Origin of the sequence: Streptomyces sp. ISL-36 (assembly GCF_018614205.1) — a bacterium.
In the GTDB taxonomy this organism is placed as follows: Bacteria; Actinomycetota; Actinomycetes; order Streptomycetales; family Streptomycetaceae; genus Streptomyces.
On record NZ_JAGGOS010000128.1, the window covers coordinates 29,510 to 52,073 of the forward strand.

Below are 22,564 nucleotides of genomic sequence, written 5' to 3' on the forward strand. Positions count from 1 at the left end.
CGGCCCGACAAAGGCCGGTCCGGCAGAGGCCGGCCGACCGGTCCGGCCGAGCGGTCCGACGGACGTGCGGGCCGGGCGCCCTCCTCGGAGGGCGCCCGGCCCGCTGGATCCTTCGGACGGGGACCTTCAGGCGGGGAGCTGTCAGGCGGGGACCTTCTCGTCCTCCAGCGATTCGCGGACCGACTTGCGCAGCTCCGGGCTGTCCGTGTGGCCGTGCACCGAGATCGCGTGCTCGGTCGAGGCCCGTACGACTTCCTCTTCCTCACCGATGATGGTGAGCGTGCAGCCCATGACGCTGGGCTCCTTGCGGCAGTCGGCGACCTTCCTGGTCATGGCGGCCTCCTCCGCTCGGGTGCGTGCCGCTCCCTCCAGCCTAGATCCGTTCACCAGCCTTCGAGCGGTGGCGTCGTCTCCGTGGAGGGCACCTCCCAGGGCTCGGCCACCGAGGCCCACACCACGAAGGCGATCACGACCGCGGTCAGCACCACCCACAGGGCACGGCGCACCACCCGGTCCCGGTGCAGAAGCCGCGTCCCGCGCTCGACGGCGCGTGCGGCCAGGTCCCCGGGGACCTGGGGGTGCGCGGTTTCGAGCATCCGCCGGACCTCGTCCTCCCGCTGCTCGTGGCGGGTCACGAGGCGGCCCTCGTTCCGTACGGGCCGGCGCGCAGCGCGGAGACGGCGCGGGCACAGACGGCCCGCACACGCTCCTCCGGCAGTCCGAGCAGGGCCGCGGTCTGCTCCTCGGCCACCCCCTCGTACAGCCGGAGCACCACGACGAGTCGTTCCTGCGGGGCGAGCGCGGAGAGGACCCCTCCCTGGCCGCGGTGATGGCGCCACGCGGTGCGGGCGAAGCGGGTGGCGAGGTCGGCGCGGGTGCGGTCGTACGGATCCTCGCCGCGCAACCGGTCCCACTGGGCGTAGGTGTGCGCGAGCGATGCCGTCAGCAGCGCCTGGGCGCGCGGGTTGCGGGTCCGGGTCTCGGCGGTGAGCAGCGTCGCGGCATGCAGCAGCCGACCCGCCGCCCCCGCCACGAACGCTTCGAACTGCCGGGCGCGGTGGGGCTGTTCGTCTCCTCGACCGTCCTGCCGATCTCGCACGTCCTCATATGAGGACAGGGCGCGGCCCAGGTCAAGAGGTCGGGGAGGACTCGCCTTCCGGGCTCGCGGGAAGGCCCGACTGGCGTGCGGAGAGAGCCGAGTTGAAGCGGGTCAGCAGCGTGCAGAACGACTCGCGCTCCGCCGCCGTCCAGCCCTCCGTCACCTGCGCCATCAGGTCGCGGCGCGAGGAGCGGACCTCCTCCAGGCGGGCGAGACCGCGCGGGGAGAGCTGGAGGACGACCGCGCGCCCGTCCTCCGGGTGCGAGGTGCGCTTGACCAGGCCGGTGTCGACGAGCGGGGCGACCTGGCGGGTGACGGTGGACGAGTCGATGCCCATGCCCGCCGCGAGCGCCTTGACGCCCATCGGCCCTTCCTGGTCGAGCCGGTTCAGGAGCAGGTAGGCGGCGCGGTCCATCGAGTTGCGGAGCTGGCCCGTGCCGCCGAGACGGGTCTGTTCGGCCCGGCGGGCGAAGACGGCCACCTGGTGCTGGAGGGCATCGAGGAGACCGGGGTCATGCTCAGTCGTCATGTCCTGAGATGTGGGCATGGCTGTGGGGGGCTCTCTCGTGCGGTGGTCGGTTGGTGGGGGACAGAGTACGCGGACCTGTGTGGGTCCGTACCTGCGCTGCGCAAACCCGATGCACCGCCTCTCGCCCGGGCGGCCACGGCGCCGTTGAGCTGCGAGACTTGATGTCATGAGCTTCCGTACGCCTCACCCCTTGCATCCCCTGATCCTCGACGATGTGCGCGGGGCGCAGAAGATGCTCTCCGGGGTGGCCAGAGTGACCGCGATGGAAGGCAGCCGGTATCTGTCCTCGCTGGTGGGGGCCCCTGTCCACCTCAAGTGCGAGAACCTGCAACGGACCGGTTCGTTCAAGCTGCGCGGGGCGTACGTACGGATCTCGGGGCTGCGGCCCGAGCAGCGGGCGGCCGGTGTCGTCGCGGCCTCGGCGGGGAACCACGCGCAGGGGGTCGCGCTGGCCTCGGCGCTCCTCGGTGTGCGGTCGACGGTCTTCATGCCGGTGGGAGCGCCGCTGCCGAAGGTGGCGGCGACCCAGGAGTACGGCGCCGAGGTGCGGCTGCACGGCCATTTCTTCGACGAGACACTGGCGGCGGCGGAGGAGTACGCGGCGCAGACCGGAGCGGTCTTCATCCACCCCTTCGACCACCCGGACATCATCGCCGGGCAGGGCACCGTCGGCCTGGAGATCCTGGAGCAGTGCCCGGAGGTCCGCACGATCCTGGTCGGGGTGGGCGGCGGCGGTCTCGTGGCCGGCATCGGTCTCGCGGTGAAGTCGGTGCGGCCGGACGTGCGGGTGATCGGCGTCCAGGCGGCGGGGGCGGCCGCCTATCCGCCCTCGCTCGCCGCCGGCCACCCGGTCGTGGTCGAGTCGCCGGCGACGATGGCCGACGGGATCAAGGTCGGGCGCCCCGGCGACGTGCCGTTCGCGATGGTCCAGGAGTACGTCGACGACGTCGTCACCGTCTCCGAGGACGCCCTCTCCACGGCGCTGCTGCTCTGTCTGGAGCGGGCGAAGCTGGTGGTCGAACCGGCAGGCGCGAGCCCGGTGGCGGCGCTGCTGAGCGATCCGAAGGCGTTCCGGGGGCCGGTCGTGGCGGTGCTGTCCGGCGGGAACGTGGATCCGCTGCTGCTGCAGCGGATCCTGCGCCACGGCATGGCCGCCGGGGGCCGCTACCTCAGCCTGCGGCTGCGGGTCACGGACCGGCCGGGCGCGCTGGCGACGCTGCTCGCGGTGCTCACCGTCGTCGACGCGAACGTGCTCGACGTGAGCCATGTGCGGACCGATCCGCGGCTGGGACTCACGGAGGCGGAGGTCGAGCTGCACCTGGAGACGAAGGGGCCGGAGCACTGCGCGGAGGTCGAGACGGCGCTGCGGGAGGCGGGGTACGTCGTCCTGGGCTGACGGACAGCTGGGCTGACGGACAGCCTGGGCTGAGGGGGAGCCTGGGCCGATGGAGAGCGGCGGAGCAGTACGGCGAGCGCCGGGGACCGGGAGGTCCCCGGCGCTCGCTCGTTCTCCACAGCCTTTCCGGAAGGGCTTGTGTATCGCGATGTATCGCGTTATGGTGTGGCTCCCGTCACAAATCCACTGGGCGGGGATGGTCCTTCAAACCTAAACTTGGGTGGAAAACGCCCGAATTCGCTGGGAGAACCCACATGCCAGGCGCGATCTACGCCGAAGGTCTGGTGAAGACCTTCGGCGACGTACGAGCTCTGGACGGCGTGGACCTCGATGTTCCCGAGGGCACGGTCCTGGGCCTGCTCGGCCCGAACGGCGCGGGGAAGACGACCGCCGTGCGTGTACTGACGACCCTGCTCCAGCCGGACAGCGGAAGGGCCGTCGTCGCCGGAATCGACGTGCTCAAGCATCCCAACGAGGTCCGGCGCTCGATCGGTCTCTCCGGCCAGTTCGCCGCCGTCGACGAATATCTGACCGGACGCGAGAACCTCCAGATGGTCGCCCGGCTCTACCAGATGAACGCCAAGCGGGCGAAGGCCCGGGCGGGCGAACTGCTCGAACGCTTCAGCCTCGCGGACGCGGCCGACCGCCCCGCGAAGACCTACTCCGGCGGCATGCGCCGCCGCCTCGACCTCGCCGCCGCCCTGGTCGTCTCCCCGCCGGTGATGTTCATGGACGAGCCGACGACCGGCCTCGACCCACGGAACCGGCAGGCGCTCTGGGAGGTCATCCAGGAGCTGGTCGCGGGCGGTACGACGCTGCTCCTGACGACCCAGTATCTGGAGGAGGCCGACCACCTGGCCCACGACATCTGCGTCGTCGACCACGGCAAGGTCATCGCACGCGGCACGTCCGACCAGCTCAAGGCCCAGACGGGCGGCGAGCGCGTCGAGGTCGTCGTCCACGAGCCGGAGATGATCCCCCGCGCCCGCGACGTCCTCGCCCGCTACGGCCTGGCGGGCATAGGCCACGGCGAGGTCTCCGTCGAGGAGCACACCCGCAAGCTGACCGTCCCCGTCACCGGCGGCGCGAAGCTCCTCGCCGAGGTCATCCGCGATCTCGACACCGTCGGCGTCGAGATCGACGACATCGGCCTGCGCCGGCCCACCCTCGACGACGTCTTCATCTCGCTGACCGGCCACGCGGCCGACCTGGCGGACGAGGAGAACGGCGGGGCGGCGGCGGACACGAAGGGCCGGAAGAGCCGGAAGGAGGCGGTCAAGTGACCGCGGTGACCGACGCTGTCGCACCCCCGAAAGCGCGCGGCGGCATAGCCCAGTCCGTCGGCGACTCCCTCGTGGTCGCCAAGCGCAACCTGATCCGGATGACCCGGATCCCGGAGATGGTCATCTTCGGGCTCATCCAGCCGATCATGTTCGTGGTGCTGTTCAGCTACGTCTTCGGCGGCTCCATGAACATCGGCGGCTCGACCTCTCCGGGCATCTACCGCGAGTTCCTGATGGCGGGCATCTTCGCCCAGACCGTCACCTTCGCCACGGCCGGTGCGGGCGCGGGCATCGCCGACGACATGCACAAGGGCCTCATCGACCGATTCCGCTCCCTGCCGATGGCCCGCGGCGCGGTCCTCACCGGCCGCACCCTGGCCGACCTGGTGCAGACCGCCCTCACGGTCGTGGTCCTCGCGATCGTCGCCCTCCTGGTTGGCTGGCGCATCCACGAGGGCATACCCAAGGCGCTGGGCGCCTTCGCCCTCCTGCTCTTCCTGGGCTACGCCTTCTCCTGGATCGGCGCGCTGATCGGCCTCTCGGTCCGCACCCCGGAGGCGGCGACCTCGGGCGGACTGATCTGGCTCTTCCCCGTCACGTTCATCTCGAACGCCTTCGTGGACTCCAGCCAGATGACCCCCTGGCTGCGTCACATCGCCGAATGGAACCCGTTCAGCGCGACGGTCCAGGCGTGCCGCGAACTCTTCGGCAACCCCGGGGTCTCACCGTCCGACGCCTGGCCGATGCAGCACCCGGTGTGGGCCTCGCTCCTCTGGTCGGTGCTGATCATCCTGGTCTTCCGGACCCTGGCGGTCCGCAAGTACCGCTCGGCGACGGTGTGACTCAGAGCAGGTAGCCGGAGACCACCGGGCCGTCGGGGAGGGCGACGAAGACCGCCCCTTCGGCGGCCGGTGCCGGTGCACACAGTGCGAAGGGCCGGACCCCGAGAGGTCCGGCCCTGCGCGGAAGGGTAGAGAAGCGTCAGCCGGTGTACGGCGTGGCGCTGAGGACCTTCACCGTGGCCTTCCTGCCGTTCGGCAGTTCGTACTCGGCGTCCTCGCCGGCCTTCTTGCCGTTGACGCCCACGCCGAGCGGGGACTGCGGCGAGTACGTCTCGATGTCACTGCTCGCGTACTCGCGCGAGGCGAGCAGGAAGGTCATCGTGTCGTCCTCGTCACCGTCGAAGGCGATCGTGACGACCATGCCGGGGGCGACGACGCCTTCGTCGGCCGGAGCCTCGCCCACCTTGGCGTGCTCGAGCAACTGGGTCAGCTGGCGGACCCGGAGCTCCTGCTTGCCCTGCTCCTCCTTGGCCGCGTGGTACCCGCCGTTCTCGCGCAGGTCGCCCTCCTCGCGCGCCGCGGCGATCTTGGCGGCGATCTCGGTTCGCGCGGGACCAGACAGGTACTCCAGCTCGGCCCTGAGCTGGTTGTACGCCTCCTGGGTGAGCCAGGTGACGTTGTCGCTGGTCTGGGTCACAGGTGCTCCTCGTAGGTACTGGGAATACAAAGCATCGCCCTACCCAGAAGGATTGTCCGTCCTGGGTGGGCGAAACCACGAGCCTAACAATTAGTGGCGAAAAGGGGGAGGACATAAACCACCGGGATGGCGTCGCTCCTGGTCAGCGGGCGGATCGTGCTCGACGCGCCGGTCGGCCCCTACCCACCGCTACTGCGCCGTACACCCCACGAGCTCGGCGCTGGTCGCCTTCGCGGTGGTACGGATCGAGTACACGCGGTCGATGCGCTCCACGGCGTCGTCGAGGCGGACGTCCTTGCGGCCGACCTCGGCCCCGTCCTCGGCGCGCGAGCGCAGGGTGCAGACGCCCGTGACGTCGGCGTCCTTGCGGACCTCCAGGTGCACCTGGACCTCGCCGTCGCTCACCACGTCGAACTTGATCATCTCGGCGCTGATCTTGTTGTCGACGACGTAGTACCAGCCGAACCAGCCCATCAGGCCGAGGAACAGCACGCCGAGCACGGCGCCGACGACCCTGAGCGTGCGGTCGGCGCGCTGATCCGCGGAGCGGCCGTAGCGCCCGTCGGGCAGCTGCTCTCGCACCGCGCTCATGATCTTTCCTCTCGCCTCGGGGGACCCGGAATTTTCCGCCCCCCGGTTCCGTCACTATAGAAGCCTCCCTCCGCGACGAATCACTGAGGATCGAGTCTTGACTGAGCAGCTGCGACTGATGGCCGTTCACGCCCACCCCGACGACGAGTCGAGCAAGGGCGCGGCGACGATGGCCAAGTATGTGTCCGAGGGGGTGGACGTCCTTGTGGTCACGTGCACGGGCGGCGAGCGCGGCTCCATCCTCAACCCGAAGCTCCAGGGCGACGCCTACATCGAGGCGAACATCCACGAGGTGCGCCGCAAGGAGATGGACGAGGCCCGCGAGATCCTCGGCGTGAAGCAGGAGTGGCTCGGCTTCGTCGACTCCGGCCTTCCCGAGGGCGACCCGCTGCCGCCGCTGCCCGAGGGCTGTTTCGCCCTGGAGGACATCGACAAGGCGGCCGGCGCGCTGGTCCGCAAGATCCGTTCCTTCCGTCCGCAGGTCATCACGACCTACGACGAGAACGGCGGCTACCCGCACCCCGACCACATCATGACCCACAAGATCACGATGGTGGCCTTCGACGGCGCGGCGGACACCGAGAAGTACCCCGAGGACGAGTTCGGCCCGGCGTTCCAGCCGCAGAAGCTCTACTACAACCAGGGCTTCAACCGTCCCCGCACCCTCGCCCTGCACCAGGCGCTGCTGGACCGGGGCATGGAGTCCCCGTACGGCGAGTGGCTGGAGCGCTGGAAGGAGTTCCAGCGTGCCGAGCGCACGCTGACCACGTACGTGCCGTGCGCGGAGTTCTTCGAGACCCGCGACAAGGCCCTGGTCGCGCACCGTACGCAGATCGACCCGGACGGTGGCTGGTTCCGGGTGCCCATGGAGATCCAGAAGGAGGTCTGGCCGACGGAGGAGTACGAGCTCAGCAAGTCGCTGGTCGATACCTCCCTCCCCGAGAGCGACCTCTTCGCGGGCATCCGCGACAATGCCTGACATGAGCGCACACCTGGCACTGACCCAGCTTGTCCCCTTGGCCGCCCAGGAGCTGGACAAGAACAAGGTGACCCCCGGCGTCCTCGGGTTCGTCGTCTTCGCCGTGATGGCCGGGGCCGTCTGGCTGCTGATGAAGTCGATGAACCGCCACATGGGCAAGGTCTCCTTCGAGGAGGCCACGGACCCGGCGGCGACCGCCGGGTCCGCCGCGAAGCCGGCCGAGGCGGCCCAGGCGGCCAAGGCGGCCACGCGGGAGTAGCCGGCGCGCGGCAGCGGGGCGGCCCCGCGCCGGGGGCAGGCGGACGACCGCCGGCACCCGCCGCGGATCAGCCCTGCGAGCCCGCCCGGCCCACCTCCGGTTCATGGCCCGGAACCGGTACGCCCATCACCTCACGGGCGTGCCGGTTCGGCACCATGCGCAGGTCCCAGGCCCGCCACCCCGCGTCGAGCTGGACGCCCCGCTCCAGGACCAGGGCGTACGCCTCCGCGCAGTCCTCCAGCTTTCCGTCCCGCGCCGGGTGACGGTCCTCGACCAGCCGGCGCAGCTCCTCCTGAGCGACCGCCGTGCCCACCTCCACCCCGCCCGGAGAGGCGTACGGAAGCAGGGTGCAGCGCAGGAAGAGAGCCCAGTCGGCACCCCGACGGTCCTGGTACGAGAGGAAGAGCCGGGCCGCCTCCGCGCACAGCTCCAGAGCCTGCCCGGCCTTCGCGTTCCCGCCGTCCACGATCGCCAGCTCCAGGCAGGTCCAGGCCTCGCCGTGGGCCACCCCGATGCGGTGGAAGTCCGCCCGGGCGTCGACCAGGAGCTGCCGTGCGAAGCCGGAGTTGCGCAGATTGCCGGTCTGGGCGGCGCGCTGGTCGCGGGTGACCCGCCCCGAGTGGTGCCGGGCGCAGGCCAGCCCGTAGACGTCCCGCATCCGCGAGAACATCGTCCGCGCCCGCTCCAGCTCCCGTACCGCCTCGTCCAGATCACCGCTCTCCTCGAGCGCGTGACCCAGGTAGTACAGCGTCCAGGCCTCGCCCCGGGCGTCCTCCAGATCGCGGTGACGGGCCAGCGCCCCCCGCAGCCCGTCGACCGCGGGCGCGATGTCGCCCTCGACGAGCCGCGCACGGGCCAGCTGCGTCAGCGCCCACGCCTCGCCGCGCCCGTCGTGGGTACGGCCGTACAGGTCGAGGGCCAGACGCAGCTCGGCGTCGGCCCGCCCCACATCGCCCATCCGCAGGCACACCTGCCCCCGCTGGAAGTGCGCCCAGGCCTCGCCGTGCAGCGACTCGTTCTCCCGGTGCAGTTCCAGCGCCGCGTCCAGCAGTTCCAGCGCCTCCGCGAGCCGCCCCCGGTCCCGCTCGACCGCCGCGAGGGCGTGCAGCGTCCAGCCCCGGTCGGCGGCGAGCGACTCCGGCTCCTGCAGGGCGAGGGCCTCCCGGAGCTTCACCGAGGCCTCCGTCAGATTGCCCTGGTGGTGCAGGGTGATCCCGAGCGAGCAGAGCGCGAGCGCGGCCCCCGCGTCCTGGTGGGCCTCCTGGTAGAGGGAGACCACCGAGGTCAGGGTGGTGCGCGCCTTGTCGAGCTCGCCGAGCTGACGGGCCGCGATACCGGTCCTCCACTGCACCGAGCGGGAGAGCAGCCCCTGCCCGACGGCGTCGGTGAGCTCGTTGATCTCGCCCAGCCGGTAGAGATCGCCGCGCAGCAGGCAGTAGTCGCAGAGCGCGCCCAGCAGGTTCAGCACGGTCTGCTGGTCCACGCCCTCGGCGTTGCGCAGCGCCGCCGTGATGAAGCTCGACTCGTCGTCCAGCCAGCGCAGCGCCGCGTCCAGCGAGCCGAAACCGTGGCCCCCGAAGCGGTCGGCGCGCGTCGACATCTTCCCGTCGACCATCCGGATCACCGCGTCCGCGAGCTCCGCGTAGTTCTGGATCAGCCGCTCCTGCGCGGCCGCGATCTCCGCCGCGTCCTCCTCCTCCTGGAGCCGGGCCGCCGCGAAACCGCGCACGGAGTCGTGCAGGCGGTAGCGCTCTCCGCCCACACCCCCACGGACGTGGTCCAGAAGACCGGCCCGGGCGAGCTCCCGCAGCAGCCGGGCCCCGTCCTTCCCGCCCCCGCCGAGGAGCGCGCCGGCCGCCGCCGCGCCCAGCGAGGCCCGCCCGGCCAGCGCGAGCCGCCGCAGCAGCCGCCGCCCGTCCTCGTCGAGATCCGTGAAGTACCGTACGGAGAAGGCCCGTTCGAGTGCGTCGACACCCCGTCCTGGGCGGTCGAGGAGCTGCGCCAGCTCGCCCATCGAGCGGCCGCCCAGCGAGGACCCGGCGACCCGCAGCGCCAGCGGAAGCCCCCCGCACAGCTCCCGGACCCGGTCGAAGGCCTCGGAGTCGTACGGGCCCGGGTCGGGCGCGTCGGCCGCCTCCCGCAGCAGCTCCTCCGCGCCCGCCGCGTCCAGCGCCTCCACCGGCAGCAGGTGCACGGACGCCGGCACCTCCGCACCGAGGTCCAGCGGCTCCCGGCAGGTGACCAGGACCAGGCTGTCCGAACGCTCCGGGAGCAGCGTGCGGACCTGTTCCGCGTCCACGGCGTCGTCCAGGACCACCGTCACCGGCAGTCCCGTCAGGTGCTGGTGGTACAACTCCGCGAGCCGGCGCACCTGCTGCTCCGCCGAGGACCGCTCACGGAAGAGGAGCTGCTCGCGCGGCGCGCCCAGCCGGTTCAGCAGGTGCAGCAGCGCCTCCCGGGTCGACAGCGGCTTCTCGCCCCGCGTCCCGCCGCCCCGCAGGTCCACCACGCACGCGCCCCGGAACTGGTCCTTCAGGGCGTGCGCCGCCCGTACCGCGAGCGTCGTGCGCCCCGCGCCGGGGGTCCCGTACAGCATCACCACCGTCGGGCGGGTCGTCGTCGACGCCCGCCCCGCCTGCACCCACCGGGTGATCCGGGCCAGCTCGGCGCGCCGCCCCGCGAACGGCCCGGCCGGGTCCGGCAGATGGCCGAACGACTGCTGGAGGACGGTCCTCCGCCGCGCCGCCGCGCTACGGTCCACGCCGCGCAACTGCGCGACGACCTTCTGTGCCGGATTCTGGGTGGCCGCGAGCAGGACCCGCTGCTGGTCGAGGAACGGGCGCACGCCCCGCACCTCCAGCGCCGTGAGCCACTGCAGCCGCAGCTGCTCGGTGCCGCCCGGCCGGCCGAGCGCTCCCGCCCTGCGGTGCGCGGCCGGCCAGTGCCCGGCGGTCACCTTCAGAACGGTCGCCGCCGCGCCCGCCACCGCCACCACGGCCCCCGCACCGAGCGCCGTCCCGGCGGCCGTGCCGAGGGCCAGGTCCGCCCCGAAGGCCGCGGCCGCCGCGACGGCCGTGACCAGCGTGGGCGTTCCCACCGCCGCTTTGCTGAACCGATCCCCGAGCGACTGCTCTCCCGCCTCCGCCTCCTCGAGCGCGCGCAGGTACTCCGCGTACTCCTCGCCCGCACCCGCCGCCATGGTGTCCAGCGCGGCCCGGCCGCGTGCCAGCAGCACCGTGGAGTCGAGACGGCCTCCGGAGCGCCGCACCTCCTCCTCCACGGCGCGCGCCAACAGCCGTTCCGCTTCGGCCCGGTGGCTGTCCCGCATGTGCGTCCCCCTCCGAGAGCTTCCGCTTCCGCGCACAAGTGTCCTGCGTGACGCGCGTCGGCGCGAGGGAGTGGGGCGATCGCCCTTGGGATCCCGGGCCTCCGGCGGCCCCGGACCACATCCGAACGCGTGCCCCTCGCGCTCGTGTCCGATGGCGTTCATCTGCCGAATACCGCATCCGGGTGACCAGCCGGAACCAATCCATTCACCGGCAGTTGATCAGCATGCTTCGGTAACGGAGCATTCCAGGGCCCTCCAGCTCAAGAAGGAAATCTCGTGATCAAGAAGGTTCTTGCCACGGCGGCAGTTGCGGCCTCCGTCGTCGGTATGTCTGCTGCCACGGCGTCCGCGTCGGGTGAAGACGCCAACACCGCCAACCTCATCGGCAACAAGTCGCAGCAGTCGATCGGCAGCAGCCACGTCGACGGCCACAACTTCGGCCTCGTCAACGGTGGCATCCTGCACTGCTTCGACGTCCAGGACGTCACTGTTCAGGTCCCGATCGTCGGGGTCGCTGTCGACGACATCCTGAGCCCGAAGCAGAACCAGACCTGCACCCAGAACTCGGTGGAGCAGATGCAGAACAACCCGCTGAAGGACCTCATCGCGGTCCTGGCCGACAACGGCACCGACATCAGCTGACGTCAGCTCGTCGCTGAGCGGCCCCGTCACTCGCAGTCCGCTGCCTGGGGCGGGGCCGCTCGCCGTACCGGTGCCCCGTTCGCACGCCACTCCCGTGGCGTACGGGCGGGGCTCCGGCGCGTGCGCGAGGATGGAGGTATGCCGAACAGACTGGCCCATGAGACGTCCCCCTACCTCCTCCAGCACGCCGACAACCCGGTCGACTGGTGGCCGTGGTCGGCCGAGGCGTTCGAGGAGGCGCGCCGCCGTGACGTGCCCGTGCTGCTCAGCGTCGGCTACAGCAGCTGCCACTGGTGCCATGTGATGGCCCACGAGTCCTTCGAGGACGACACCACCGCCGCGTACGTCAACGAGCACTTCGTCGCCGTCAAGGTCGACCGCGAGGAGCGGCCCGACGTCGACGCCGTGTACATGGAGGCCGTGCAGGCGGCGACCGGACAGGGCGGCTGGCCCATGACGGTCTTCCTCACCCCGGACGCCGAGCCGTTCTACTTCGGCACGTACTTCCCGCCCGAGTCCCGGCACGGCATGCCCTCCTTCGGCGACGTCCTCGACGGCGTCTCCCGCGCCTGGACCGAGCGCCGCGCCGAGGTCGGCGAGGTCGCCGGGAAGATCGTCAAGGACCTCTCGGCCCGCTCCCTCGCCTTCGGCGGCGACGGCGTCCCCGGCGAGGAGGAGCTGGCCCAGGCGCTCCTCGGCCTCACCAGGGACTACGACGCGACCCGCGGCGGTTTCGGCGGCGCGCCCAAGTTCCCGCCGTCGATGGCGCTGGAGTTCCTGCTGCGCCACCACGCCCGTACGGGGGCCGAGGGCGCGCTGCAGATGGCCGCCGACACCTGCGAGGCGATGGCCCGCGGCGGGATCTACGACCAGCTCGGCGGCGGCTTCGCCCGCTACTCGGTGGACCGCGACTGGATCGTCCCCCACTTCGAGAAGATGCTGTACGACAACGCCCTGCTGTGCCGGGTGTACGCGCATCTGTGGCGGGTCACCGGCAGCGACCTGGCCCGCCGGGTCGCGCTGGAGACCGCCGACTTCATGGTCAGCGAGCTGCGCACGGCCGAGGGCGGCTTCGCCTCCGCGCTGGACGCCGACAGCGACGACGGAACCGGCAGGCACGTCGAGGGCGCGTACTACGTCTGGACGCCGGAGCAGCTGGCCGAGGCCCTCGGCGACGAGGACGCCCGGTACGCCGCCTCGTACTTCGGGGTCACCGAGGACGGCACCTTCGAGGAGGGCGCCTCCGTCCTCCAGCTCCCGCAGGACGCGGGCGTCGCCGACGCCGAGCGGATCGCCTCGGTCAAGGAGCGGCTGCTCGCCGCCCGCGACCGGCGCGCACGCCCCGGCCGCGACGACAAGATCGTCGCCGCGTGGAACGGTCTCGCGATCGCCGCCCTCGCCGAGACCGGCGCCCTCTTCGACCGCCCGGACCTGGTCGAGCGCGCGACCGAGGCCGCCGATCTGCTCGTACGGGTCCACTTCGACACCGCCGCCGGCGCCCGGCTGGCCCGTACCTCCAAGGACGGCCGGGTCGGAGCCAACGCCGGCGTCCTCGAGGACTACGCGGACGTCGCCGAGGGGTTCCTGGCGCTCGCCGGGGTCACGGGGGAGGGGGTCTGGCTGGAGTTCGCCGGATTCCTCCTGGACATCGTCCTGGACCAGTTCGTCGCCGAGGGCGGGGCGCTGTACGACACGGCGCACGACGCCGAGACGCTGATCCGCCGCCCCCAGGACCCCACCGACAGCGCGACCCCCTCCGGCTGGACGGCGGCCGCCGGAGCCCTGCTCTCCTACGCCGCCCACACCGGCTCCGACGCCCACCGCGCCGCCGCCGAACGTGCGCTCGGCGTGGTCAAGGCGCTCGGCCCGCGAGCCCCCCGGTTCATCGGCTGGGGGCTGGCCACCGCGGAGGCCCTGCTCGACGGGCCCCGGGAGATCGCGGTGGTCGGTACGCCGGGTGACGAGCGCGCGGCGGAACTGCGACGGGCCGCCCTGCTGGGCAGCGCCCCCGGCGCGGTCCTCGCCTTCGGCGCACCGGACAGCGACGAGTTCCCGCTCCTCAAGGACCGCCCGCTGGTCGACGGCCGGGCCGCCGCCTACGTCTGCCGTCACTTCAGCTGCGACGCGCCGACGACCGACCCGGCCGAGCTGGCGCGCACCCTGTCCCGCTGACGAGAGCCGACCGACTACGCGCAGACGAACGACGAGCCGCCGGCCGGCCGGTACTCGGCCTGAGGGATCTCACTCGACGGGGTGGGGCCGGCCGGCGGCAACGGCTTGTCCGCGCGCAGCGCCTCGAACACCTCGGCGGCCTGCTCCACGTTCCAGCCGACGCTGGAGCCGACGCCGTCGACGGTCGGGTTGAAGCCGCGGACGGGCACGATCGCGAACTCGGTACGGTCGGGGGTGAGGTGGCGCAGGCGCATGGCCAGGATCAGCAGCTCGGTGGTCGACAGACCGCGGTTCACCGTCGCCGTCCCGCGCAGCGTCGAGGCGAGCGCCCACAGCTTCGCCGGATCATGGAGGAGGTCCGACCGCACCTCCTGAAGGGTGTTGACGACGAACTTCTGTTGCTTCCGGATCCGCCCGAAGTCCATCTGTCCGTCGGCGCGCCGCGAGCGTACGTACTGGAGCGCCTCGCCTCCGTCGACCCGCTTGGTCCCCGGGGCGAGATCGATGCCGGTGACCGGGTCGTTCAGCGGCTCCGTCGTACAGATCGGCACGCCGCCCTCGAACCGGTTCACGCTGTCCATGAACCGGCGGAAGTCGATCTCGAGGTAGCGGTGCACGGTGGTCCCGGTCATCGTCTCGACGGTTCTGACGACGAACGAGGGGCCGCCTTCCGCCCAGGCGCCGTTGAGCTTCGCCGCATGCGCCTCGTGGACCTCGCCCGTCCGCCGGTCCCGGTGGCCGTCGGGGAACTCGGTGAGCGAGTCGCGGGGCAGACCCACCACACTGACCCGGTCGTTGCCGGCCGACACGTGCACCAGCATCATCACGTCGGTGCAGTCGCACTCCTTGCCACCGAGCCGGTACTTCTCCTTCTCCTGATCGGTCACGCCCTTCCGGGTGTCGAGGCCGACCACCAGGATGTTGAGGCCGCCCTCGGGGGACGGCAGGGAGGGGGGAACCGCGGCGAGCGCCGCCGGGGCGAGAGCGAGGAGCGCCGCGGCGAGGAGCACGAGTCGCCGTGGGCGCGTGATTTTCCTGACGGGCACGGGCAGGCACCACCGATGTTCGGGAGTGGGGGATGGCGGCACCGTAGGTCGACATCAGTCGCACACAGGTACGCGACGCGGCGAGGACAGGACGAATCACTCTCCTGCAGGCCCTGTGTAATGATGCGGTAACCGCAGCGGATGGGAGGGAAGAGATGGCGCCCGACCCCGGGAAATGGGAGCGGCTGGCCTTCATTCCGAAGAGCCGCCAGGTGGCGGACCCGCCACCTGTCGACCGGGGACCTTTCCCCGTCTATTCCTCGCTGGTGCAGCAGTGGGCCCTCGCCGGGCGCACGGTGCCGGGAGCCCCGGATCAGGAGTGGGCACGGCTCATGGCGACGCCGATCTGGCCCCGCTGAACGACGCGATCGAGTGAATGCCGCATGTCTTACGATCTGCCGATTCCTTTTTATGACATGGTCGTTGCGATGTTCGCGGTGGAGGTCGGGCGCTTCATCTGAACGTGCCGGCGATTCGCGAAATCCGTGAAATCTGACGCGCCCGCGCCCGCAGGGGGCGCACACCGACGGGCCGGTTCCGCAAGACGTCCAAGGCGTCTTCCGGGACCGGCCTTTGTCATGCCCGGCGGCAGCACCTTTTGTTCCTGGCCAGAAGGCGCCGGGCTCCGCCATGCCCCAACTGGGCGATGAATTCCCCTGATGGACTACTCATCAGATCGGCACCGGGCTCTCGGTCGGCTTATTAGGAATACTTACGGAACATCGGACTGACGGATCGTCAAGTGACGCAGTGTGCGAAGGAGTGGTGGCCATGGCCGACCGAAGGCGGAAAACACCGAGTGTGTGGTTGGGGGTGTTCACAGCAGGTCTCCTCGCCTCAGGTTCCGTCGTGCTGTCCTCTCCCGCTCACGCCGCCGAATCCGGGACGACCCGGGACCCCGCTCCGACTCTCTCCACCGCACTGGGCGCGTTCCTCGAATCGGGACCCGTCGGCGTCAGCCGGATCAGCCAGCTGGAGCGGTGGCTCGGCGGCCGCGAGCTCCGCGTCGGCCACACCTACCTCCCCGGCGACCTCTGGTCGAACATCGAAGGCCCTCCGGGCTTCCTGGACTCCTGGGCGGAGTGGCGCAGCGAGCGGGCCGACCGGCTGTTCGTCCTGAACGTGCCAATGCTGGAGCGGAACGAGGCCGGCGTCTCCGACTACGAGGTCCGCCGGCAGTTGCAGCTCGGCGCGGCGGGGTACTACGACCACCACTTCCGCACGCTGGCCGAGCGACTCGTCCGGCTGAAGGCGAACGACACCGTCATCGTCCTCGGCTGGGAGATGAACGGCACGACGTACACCCACCGGTGTGCGCCGGACCCCGCGGCCTGGAAGAAGTACTGGACCCGGATCGTCACCGCCATGCGGTCCGTCCCCGGTCAGGAGTTCCGCTTCGACTTCAATCCGAGCCGGGGGACGGACGCCATTCCGTGGACGGAGTGCTATCCGGGCGACGACGTGGTCGACATCATCGGCATGGATTCCTACGACCAGCCGCCGGGGGCCAGTTTCGACCGGCACGTCAGTGAGCCGTACGGGCTGCGGAAGCAGGTGGATTTCGCCGCCGAGCACGGCAAGGAGATCTCGTATCCGGAATGGGGGCTCTTCCGGAACGGGGACAACGCCGAGTACATGCGGCAAATGCTCGACTGGATGGACGAGCACAAGCCGCTCTATCACACGATCACGGACTACTGTCCGCACGGCGTCTGGCAGTGCGACGACAACCCGAGGTCGGCGCAGGTCTTCCGGAAGGCGCTCTACGGAGCCGAGCCGCAGGCCCCGGAGGTGCCGGAGGTACCTGAGGTCCCGACGAAGCCGGAGCCCGAACCGAAGCCGGAGCCGAAGCCGGAGCCGGAGCCCGAGGTCCCGACGAAGCCGGAGCCGAAGCCTGAGGTTCCGACGAAGCCCCAGCCCGAGCCGAAGCCTGATCCCAAGCCGGAACCGAAGCCCGAGGTTCCGCCCGCGCCCAAGCCCGAACCGAAGCCCGAGGTTCCGCCCGCGCCCAAGCCCGAACCGAAGCCCGAGCCGGAGCCCGAGGTCCCGACGAAGCCGGAACCCAAGCCGGAGCCGAAGCCCGAGCCCAAGCCGGAACCCAAGCCGGAACCCAAGCCTGAGCCGAAGCCGGAACCCAAGCCGGAGCCGAAGCCCGAACCCAAGCCCGCGCCCAAGCCGGAGTGCTGGACCTTGAACCTCGGTTCGTGGGTGGAGAGCTTGATCGGCGGGCCCATCTGCATTCCCAAGGTCGACTGGATGGACGACGAGACCGACACCGCCGAGGCGTGGGAGGTCATCATGGACAGCGAGTCCTGGCCCTTCTGATCACCGAAGTGACCCGGCCCGCACGGCGGCGGAGGAGATCATCCTCCGCCGCTTCTCGGCCGTCCCAGCAGCCGCGCGAGCGCCCGCCCCACCCAGGGACGCTCCCGCGCCTGCCGCGCCGCCCAGCGCCGCCCGTGCGCCGCGCCCGCCCGCAGCCACAGCAGCGGAGCCGCGCCCCGCCCGGCCAGCATCAGCCGCTGGTTGGGGACGGTCTCCGGCCGCCAGCGCTGCTTGTACGGTTCGTTGCCCCGCAGCATGCTCAGCGTGGCGCGCCCGCTCCCACTGGTCCGGCGTGCGCCGTGCCGCAGCAGCATCGTCGCCACGTCCACCTTCCGCGCCCGCAGCACCGGATCCGCGCCGTACAGATAGCCGCCCGCGAGCCGCGGCGACATCAGGGTGAGGTCGGCCGCGACCACGTCCCCGCCGAGCCGGAACTCGGTCACCATCGCGTCCCCCCGCTCGACCATCGGCCGCACCGCGCGCGCGAGATGCTGCGCGAACCGGTCGCTGGTGTGCTCGGCCGTCACACCCCGGCCCTGCCACTGGAGCTGATGCAGCTTCAAGAGCCTTTCCAGCGCGGCCGGCACCTCCTCGCCGGTCACGACGTACTCGTCGATCCCGAGGGCGTCCAGCTTGCGCAGCTTGGCGCGGACCCGCTGGGCCTTGCCCGAGGGAATCCGTTCGAGCAGGGCGTCCATCGGCACCGCGGGCAGCTCCAGGCAGAGCGAGTCCGCGAGCCGTCGGCGCGGCCCGCGCCAGCAGGCGTGGACCCGTTCGGCCGCGGCCCCCGGCCGGACCTCGCGCAGATCGACGACCGCACCACGCGCCGCCCGGGCCAGTGCCCGGGCCAGCGCCGGCGCCGCCTCCGGGCAGGCGTCGTCGAGCAGGACGTCCGTGAAGTCGGTGATCGCGCCGCCGAGCGGGGTGAGGACCGGCAGCGGCCCGGGGGCGCGCATCAGGGGCGCCGCCCCGACCAGTTCGCCGTCCTCCCGCCGTACGAGCACCACCCGCAGCGCGCCCGGCCTCCCGTACGACACCCACCAGGAGTGCAGCCAGGAGTGGGACTGGAACGGCGTGGCCGTCGAGCAGCGGGCGTACAGCGACGCCCACTGCTCCCCGAGCCGCCCGAACTCGGCGCCGTCCCGGCAGATCTCGGTCCGCAGCCCCGTCGGCAGCCCCCACGGCAGCCCGGTCCGCGGCCCCGTCCGGTCGCCCGCGGTCACACCGCCTCCGGTTCCGGCTGGTGCTGCGCCCCCGCCGGGCCCGGAACGGCGGCCGTCTGCTGCCGGGAGTGCCGAGCCTCGGTACGGGCGGCACGCCGCGGCCGTACCAGCAGCGCCAGGGAGCCGATCAGACCGCCCGCACAACCGCCGACCAGCGCGGAGAGCGGGGCGGAGGGCGAGACCGGCTCGTCGGGCCTGGTCGCGCGGGAGAACTGGACCACCTTCACGCCCGTGCTCCCCGAGACGTGCGAGCTGTTGAGCACCAGCGCGCGGGCCACCCCGTCGGCCATCGAGACCGCCTTGCCCGGCTTCGTGGACCGGGCGGTGATGGAGATCATCGGCGCGTCGGGGGAGGTCGCCGCCTGGACGCTCGCGCGCAGCGTCGCGGCGGAGACCCCCGCCCACACCTGGGCGTCGCCGGTCACCGCGATGTCCGTGGCGACCCTTCCGTACGCCTGCGCGAAGCCGAGCGCGGCGGAGGGGTCGGACTTCTCACCGGGCACCACGATGACGTAACTGGTGGCCGCGTACTGCGGGGTCTTCAGCGCTCCGTAGCCGCCGCCGAGGGTGACGCCGACGAGCACCGAGGCGGGCAGCACCCACCAGCGGCGCGGTGTACGCAGGGCGCTCAGAAAGGGAGAGCGTTGCTTGAGCAGCGCATGGGGGTTCAAAGGGGTCATGTAGCTCATGGGGTGTCTCACTTCGCGACGGGAGGGGTGCCGTGGACGGCCTGTTCGTAGAGGGACATCAACTGCTGCGCGCTGTGGGCGATGTCGTAGCGGTGGGCGGCGGCCGGCTGCGGCAGCCGGGCCAGCCGGGCGTCCCGGATGCCGCGCAGCGCCGAGACAAGGTCCGGAACCGACTCGCCGATCCGGCGGGCCCCCGGGGCCGCGTCGGGCGGCAGGTCGTCGATCGCCGGGCAGGCGACGTACAGCACCGGCAGGCCGGCGGCCAGCGCCTCCACGACCGCGAGCCCGAAGGACTCGTCGGGGGAGGTGGAGACGAAGACGTCCATCGCCGCGAGCAGGGACGGCAGATCGGGTCCGTCGCCCCCCGGCGGAGGCGGGTCCTCGCACGCGCCCGCCAGGAGCACCCGGTCGGCCGCCCCGCACGACCGGGCCACGTCGAGCAGGCGCCCGCGCTCCTCGCCCTCGCCGACGAGCAGCAGCCGCGCCTCGGGGACCGACGCCACCGCCCGTACGAGACGGTCGAAGCGCTTTCCCGGCGCGAGCCGCCCCACCCCGCCGACGACGAACGCCTCCTCCGGCAGGCCGAGCAGCTTCCTCGTCAGCCGGCGGGCGTCCTCGTCGTGTGCGAAGCGGGCCCGCTCGATGCCGTTGGGGACGACATGGATGCGCGAGGGCGCCACGCCCCACCGCTCCAGACGGCGGGCCACGCTGGGCGAGACGGCGATCGTGGCGGCGCCCAGACGCTCGGTGGCCAGATAGAGGGCGCGGGTGCCCGCGGTGAGGGGACGGCCCTCGATCTGCGTGTCGCCGAGGGAGTGTTCGGTGGCCACGACCGTACGGACCCCGCCGAGGCGGGCGGCGATCCTGCCGTACACGCAGGCCCGGTAGAGGTGGGTGTGGACGAGGTCGTACCGGCCGCGCCGGACGAGCCGGACGAGCCGGGGCAGCGCCCCCAGATCCCGGTTGCCGGTCATCCCGAGATGGGTCACCGGGACCCCGTCGGCCTCGATGCCGCGGGCGACCGCGCCCGGGTTGGTGAGCGTGACGACCTCACCGCGGACGGGCAGATGGCGCAGCAACAGCCGCAGCTGCTGCTCGGCGCCGCCGATGCCGAGACCGGTGATGACGTGCAGGACCCTCATGAGACGCCCGCTCCGGCCGGCCGGATCCGCGCCGGCAGGGGTTCGGCCGGCCAGCGGCGGCGCAGCGGATGCAGGGTCCGCTTGGCGGTGAGACGCCACGAGGTGTCCTGCTCGCCGATGTGGGCGCGCGGCAGAGCGTACGCACAGGTCAGCGCGCCGGGGGCGATGCCGCAGCCGTACCGGTAACCCGCGTCCCGCACGGCCTGGATCGTCCGGGCGTCGACATCTCCGTACGGGTAGCAGAAACCGTCCACCGGCGCGCCGGTGATCTCCTCCAGGAGCGCGCGGCTGCGCCGCGTCTCCTCGGCGAGAGCCCGGTCGTCCAGGGAGGGGAGCGAGACATGGCGCATGCCGTGCGAGCCGATCTCCATGCCGGCCTCGAAGACGCGCCGGATGCCGTCCTCGGTCAGCAGGGACTTGCGCGGCCCGTCGCCGTCCCAGGCGTTATCGCCGCCGATCCGGCCCGGCAGCACGTAGACGGTGGCGGTGAACCCGTGCCGCCGCAGCAGCGGCAGCGCCGACTCGGCGAAGTCGGCGTACCCGTCGTCGAAGGTGAGCCCCACCAGACCCTTGGCGCGCCCTGAGGCGGTGGCGGCGAGCAGCTCGCGCACCGAGACGCCGCGCAGCCCACGGTCGTTCAGCCAGTGCAGCTGGCGGGCGAAGCGGACGGGCGAGACCGTCACCCGGTACGGATCAGCCTCGGTGTCCGCGATCGAGTGGTACATCACCACCCACGGGGGCGGCTTCGGCAGCAGACGACGAATCGTGGCGGTGCGGGGCGCCGTGGCAGCGGGCATGGGCGAGCCTTCGTGATGCGGTGGGGGTGAGGGGTGGGAGGTCCGGCGCACGAGCGGCGCAGGCGAGGAAGAGCAGGAAGACCGAGACGGCGACCAGACCCGCCACGGCGAGGGAGAGCAGCGCGGGGCGGACCAGGAACGAGCACAGCCAGCCGGCTCCGGTCGCCCAGGCGGCGGCGGTCGCCAGCCGGAGCAGCCCCTCGCCGAGCGCACCGACCCGCACCGGAATGGACTGGCGGTGGGCGCCGAGCAGCAGCATCACGGCGGTCAGCGTGATCCCCAGAGCATTGGCCGCGGCGATGCCGACGGCTCCCCAGAGGGGGGCGGCCAGGACTCCGGCGACGGCGGTCGCGGCGAGACCCGTGGCCATGGCGGCGGCCGGGTACCAGAGGGGACGCGCGGCGGAGAAGTAACAGCGCACCAGGGCGCCGACCGTCGTCTGACCGAGCAGTCCCAGGGCGTAGACCCGCATCACGGAGGCGGTGGCGGCGGTGTCGGCCCCGTCGAAGGCCCCGCGCTGGAAAAGGATCTCGACGATCTGCGGGGCGGCGGCGATCACGATCGAGGTGCCGATGAGGACGACGACGGCGGCGAGGAGGAGATCCCGTTCGACGCGGCGCCGCGCGCCCTCCGTGTCGCCCGCCGCCATGGCACGGGCGACGACGGGGAAGCTGACCGTGCACAGCATCAGGGAGAGGATCATCGGCATCTGCGCGATCTTCTGCGCGTAGTTCAGATGCGAGATGGCGCCGGCGGGCAGCGGCGAGGCGAGGAAGCGCTCCACGAGGATCTGGGACTGGCGGGAGAGCGCGAAGGCGATGACCGGGGCGATCAGTCCGAGGACGAGGAGCCGCCCGTCCCCGCCGGATGCCGCCGACGGCCCCCGCCCGGACCCCGGGCGACGACGCAACTCCCTGACCAGGAACGGCGCCTGGACCAGCACCATCAGCACACCGCCGACGGCGACACCGGCCGCGGCCGACCGTACGCCGAGCGGCTCCCGCAGGACCAGGATCGTGCCGATGATCCCGACGTTGTACGCGACGTAGATGGCGGCCGGCGGAAGGAAGGAACCGTGGGCGCGCAGGGCGGCCGAGCAGTAACCGGCGAGCGCGAACGCCAGTAGGCAGGTCGCCGTCAGCCGGGTGCAGTCCACGGCGAGCCGCGGGTCGGGCAGACCGGGCGCGAGCGCGGCGACGACCAGCGGCGCGGCGAGGACCAGCAGCCCGGCGAGAGCGCTCATGGCGAGCGCGAGCCGGGGAAGCGTGGAGCGTACGAGGGTACGGACCGGGTCCCCGAGCCGGCCGCCGCTCCGGCGGGCCAGGGCCCGGCTGAACGCGGGCACCAGGATCAGGGCCATCGCGTCCTCGATGAGCAGAGTCGAGGCGAACTCCGGCACCGTCCAGGCCACCAGGAACGCATCGGTCTCGGCCCCCGCCCCGAAGGAGTGCGCCAGGATCTGGTCCCGCGCGAGCCCGAGCACCGCCCCGGCCGCGGTGAGCCCCGCCGTCACCGCGGCGGCCCGCACGAGGAACCGCCCGGTCGGCGACCACGAACGCCCGCGCCGCGCCGCGTGGGCGGGGCC

At 72.1% G+C, this 22,564-nt stretch carries 21 protein-coding genes; 8 read left to right on the forward strand and 13 right to left on the reverse strand.

Annotated elements, in window-relative coordinates; all coding sequences use genetic code 11:
• Nucleotides 1-141 precede the first annotated feature (141 nt).
• The 4 genes from J7E93_RS29550 to J7E93_RS29565 are packed head-to-tail and all read right to left on the reverse strand — an operon-like array spanning nt 142 to nt 1,646.
• Entirely contained in the window at nt 142-333 is a 192-nt protein-coding gene (locus J7E93_RS29550; RefSeq protein ID WP_215073068.1) for a DUF1059 domain-containing protein, read from the reverse strand.
• 50 nt (nt 334-383) lie between these two features.
• Nucleotides 384-635 carry a hypothetical protein gene (locus J7E93_RS29555; RefSeq protein WP_215073069.1) on the reverse strand — a complete coding sequence of 84 codons (252 nt, stop codon included), beginning with the start codon at nt 633-635 and terminating at the stop codon, nt 384-386.
• On the reverse strand, nt 632-1,099 hold the full coding sequence (locus tag J7E93_RS29560) for a sigma factor-like helix-turn-helix DNA-binding protein (protein ID WP_215073070.1): 468 nt from the start codon (nt 1,097-1,099) through the stop codon (nt 632-634). Before J7E93_RS29560 ends, J7E93_RS29555 begins: the two co-directional genes overlap by 4 nt.
• A 31-nt stretch (nt 1,100-1,130) precedes the next feature.
• Nucleotides 1,131-1,646: a MarR family winged helix-turn-helix transcriptional regulator gene (locus J7E93_RS29565; RefSeq protein ID WP_215073071.1), complete on the reverse strand. Its 516-nt coding sequence runs from the start codon at nt 1,644-1,646 to the stop codon at nt 1,131-1,133.
• A gap of 148 nt (nt 1,647-1,794) precedes the next feature.
• On the opposite strand from J7E93_RS29565, the gene ilvA reads away from it, so the two are divergent.
• From ilvA to J7E93_RS29580, 3 genes are all read left to right on the forward strand, one after another.
• Nucleotides 1,795-3,024 (forward strand): threonine ammonia-lyase, encoded by a 1,230-nt coding sequence (ilvA, locus tag J7E93_RS29570; RefSeq protein ID WP_215073072.1) that lies wholly within the window; start codon nt 1,795-1,797, stop codon nt 3,022-3,024.
• Between the two features lie 254 nt (nt 3,025-3,278).
• Nucleotides 3,279-4,307 (forward strand): ATP-binding cassette domain-containing protein, encoded by a 1,029-nt coding sequence (locus J7E93_RS29575; protein WP_215073073.1) that lies wholly within the window; start codon nt 3,279-3,281, stop codon nt 4,305-4,307.
• Nucleotides 4,304-5,149: an ABC transporter permease gene (locus tag J7E93_RS29580; protein WP_215073074.1), complete on the forward strand. Its 846-nt coding sequence runs from the start codon at nt 4,304-4,306 to the stop codon at nt 5,147-5,149. Before J7E93_RS29575 ends, J7E93_RS29580 begins: the two co-directional genes overlap by 4 nt.
• A gap of 139 nt (nt 5,150-5,288) precedes the next feature.
• On the opposite strand, the gene greA is transcribed toward J7E93_RS29580, so the two are convergent.
• Both greA and J7E93_RS29590 read right to left on the reverse strand, forming a co-directional pair.
• Nucleotides 5,289-5,786 (reverse strand): transcription elongation factor GreA, encoded by a 498-nt coding sequence (gene greA, locus J7E93_RS29585; protein WP_215073075.1) that lies wholly within the window; start codon nt 5,784-5,786, stop codon nt 5,289-5,291.
• Between the two features lie 189 nt (nt 5,787-5,975).
• On the reverse strand, nt 5,976-6,377 hold the full coding sequence (locus J7E93_RS29590) for a DUF4307 domain-containing protein (protein WP_215073076.1): 402 nt from the start codon (nt 6,375-6,377) through the stop codon (nt 5,976-5,978).
• 97 nt (nt 6,378-6,474) lie between these two features.
• On the opposite strand from J7E93_RS29590, the gene mca reads away from it, so the two are divergent.
• On the forward strand, nt 6,475-7,356 hold the full coding sequence (mca, locus tag J7E93_RS29595) for a mycothiol conjugate amidase Mca (protein ID WP_215073077.1): 882 nt from the start codon (nt 6,475-6,477) through the stop codon (nt 7,354-7,356).
• 1 nt (nt 7,357) lies between these two features.
• Nucleotides 7,358-7,615, forward strand: coding sequence for a hypothetical protein (locus J7E93_RS29600; RefSeq protein WP_251067270.1), 258 nt, complete (start codon nt 7,358-7,360; stop codon nt 7,613-7,615).
• A gap of 67 nt (nt 7,616-7,682) precedes the next feature.
• On the opposite strand, the gene J7E93_RS29605 is transcribed toward J7E93_RS29600, so the two are convergent.
• Nucleotides 7,683-10,943: a tetratricopeptide repeat protein gene (locus J7E93_RS29605; protein WP_215073079.1), complete on the reverse strand. Its 3,261-nt coding sequence runs from the start codon at nt 10,941-10,943 to the stop codon at nt 7,683-7,685.
• 276 nt (nt 10,944-11,219) lie between these two features.
• Here J7E93_RS29605 and J7E93_RS29610 point away from each other — a divergent pair, with 276 nt between their 5' ends.
• Both J7E93_RS29610 and J7E93_RS29615 read left to right on the forward strand, forming a co-directional pair.
• Nucleotides 11,220-11,585 (forward strand): RdlA protein, encoded by a 366-nt coding sequence (locus J7E93_RS29610; protein WP_215073080.1) that lies wholly within the window; start codon nt 11,220-11,222, stop codon nt 11,583-11,585.
• Nucleotides 11,586-11,723: 138 nt separating this feature from the next.
• Nucleotides 11,724-13,757, forward strand: coding sequence for a thioredoxin domain-containing protein (locus J7E93_RS29615; RefSeq protein WP_215073081.1), 2,034 nt, complete (start codon nt 11,724-11,726; stop codon nt 13,755-13,757).
• Between the two features lie 14 nt (nt 13,758-13,771).
• Here the strand turns inward: J7E93_RS29615 and J7E93_RS29620 are convergent, their stop codons facing one another.
• Nucleotides 13,772-14,803, reverse strand: a complete 1,032-nt coding sequence (locus tag J7E93_RS29620; protein ID WP_308368831.1) for an LCP family protein — start codon at nt 14,801-14,803, stop codon at nt 13,772-13,774.
• 771 nt (nt 14,804-15,574) lie between these two features.
• On the opposite strand from J7E93_RS29620, the gene J7E93_RS38435 reads away from it, so the two are divergent.
• Nucleotides 15,575-17,128 (forward strand): glycosyl hydrolase, encoded by a 1,554-nt coding sequence (locus J7E93_RS38435; protein ID WP_215073082.1) that lies wholly within the window; start codon nt 15,575-15,577, stop codon nt 17,126-17,128.
• A 38-nt stretch (nt 17,129-17,166) separates the two neighbouring features.
• Here the strand turns inward: J7E93_RS38435 and J7E93_RS29630 are convergent, their stop codons facing one another.
• From J7E93_RS29630 to murJ, 5 genes are all read right to left on the reverse strand, one after another.
• On the reverse strand, nt 17,167-18,351 hold the full coding sequence (locus tag J7E93_RS29630; RefSeq protein WP_374105446.1) for a GNAT family N-acetyltransferase: 1,185 nt from the start codon (nt 18,349-18,351) through the stop codon (nt 17,167-17,169).
• Nucleotides 18,348-19,031: a YveK family protein gene (locus J7E93_RS29635; protein ID WP_215073089.1), complete on the reverse strand. Its 684-nt coding sequence runs from the start codon at nt 19,029-19,031 to the stop codon at nt 18,348-18,350. The genes J7E93_RS29630 and J7E93_RS29635 overlap by 4 nt, the downstream gene beginning before the upstream one ends.
• Before the next feature lie 17 nt (nt 19,032-19,048).
• Nucleotides 19,049-20,182 (reverse strand): glycosyltransferase, encoded by a 1,134-nt coding sequence (locus tag J7E93_RS29640; protein ID WP_215073083.1) that lies wholly within the window; start codon nt 20,180-20,182, stop codon nt 19,049-19,051.
• Nucleotides 20,179-20,979, reverse strand: coding sequence for a polysaccharide deacetylase family protein (locus tag J7E93_RS29645; protein ID WP_215073084.1), 801 nt, complete (start codon nt 20,977-20,979; stop codon nt 20,179-20,181). The genes J7E93_RS29640 and J7E93_RS29645 overlap by 4 nt, the downstream gene beginning before the upstream one ends.
• The coding region (murJ, locus tag J7E93_RS29650; RefSeq protein ID WP_251067271.1) for a lipid II flippase MurJ at nt 20,876-22,564 on the reverse strand (1,689 nt) is incomplete at its 5' end. The genes murJ and J7E93_RS29645, both read right to left, overlap by 104 nt.

What these genes read in the sequence shown, in the direction of transcription:
- J7E93_RS29615 (WP_215073081.1), top strand. Translation starts at nt 11,724, where the DNA reads ATGCCGAACAGACTGGCCCATGAGACGTCCCCCTACCTCCTCCAGCAC.
- J7E93_RS29640 (WP_215073083.1), bottom strand. Translation starts at nt 20,182, where the DNA reads ATGAGGGTCCTGCACGTCATCACCGGTCTCGGCATCGGCGGCGCCGAG.
- J7E93_RS29575 (WP_215073073.1), top strand. Translation starts at nt 3,279, where the DNA reads ATGCCAGGCGCGATCTACGCCGAAGGTCTGGTGAAGACCTTCGGCGAC.
- J7E93_RS38435 (WP_215073082.1), top strand. Translation starts at nt 15,575, where the DNA reads ATGGCCGACCGAAGGCGGAAAACACCGAGTGTGTGGTTGGGGGTGTTC.
- J7E93_RS29645 (WP_215073084.1), bottom strand. Translation starts at nt 20,979, where the DNA reads ATGCCCGCTGCCACGGCGCCCCGCACCGCCACGATTCGTCGTCTGCTG.
- ilvA (WP_215073072.1), top strand. Translation starts at nt 1,795, where the DNA reads ATGAGCTTCCGTACGCCTCACCCCTTGCATCCCCTGATCCTCGACGAT.
- J7E93_RS29600 (WP_251067270.1), top strand. Translation starts at nt 7,358, where the DNA reads ATGAGCGCACACCTGGCACTGACCCAGCTTGTCCCCTTGGCCGCCCAG.
- J7E93_RS29590 (WP_215073076.1), bottom strand. Translation starts at nt 6,377, where the DNA reads ATGAGCGCGGTGCGAGAGCAGCTGCCCGACGGGCGCTACGGCCGCTCC.
- J7E93_RS29605 (WP_215073079.1), bottom strand. Translation starts at nt 10,943, where the DNA reads ATGCGGGACAGCCACCGGGCCGAAGCGGAACGGCTGTTGGCGCGCGCC.
- J7E93_RS29635 (WP_215073089.1), bottom strand. Translation starts at nt 19,031, where the DNA reads ATGACCCCTTTGAACCCCCATGCGCTGCTCAAGCAACGCTCTCCCTTT.
- J7E93_RS29565 (WP_215073071.1), bottom strand. Translation starts at nt 1,646, where the DNA reads ATGCCCACATCTCAGGACATGACGACTGAGCATGACCCCGGTCTCCTC.
- J7E93_RS29550 (WP_215073068.1), bottom strand. Translation starts at nt 333, where the DNA reads ATGACCAGGAAGGTCGCCGACTGCCGCAAGGAGCCCAGCGTCATGGGC.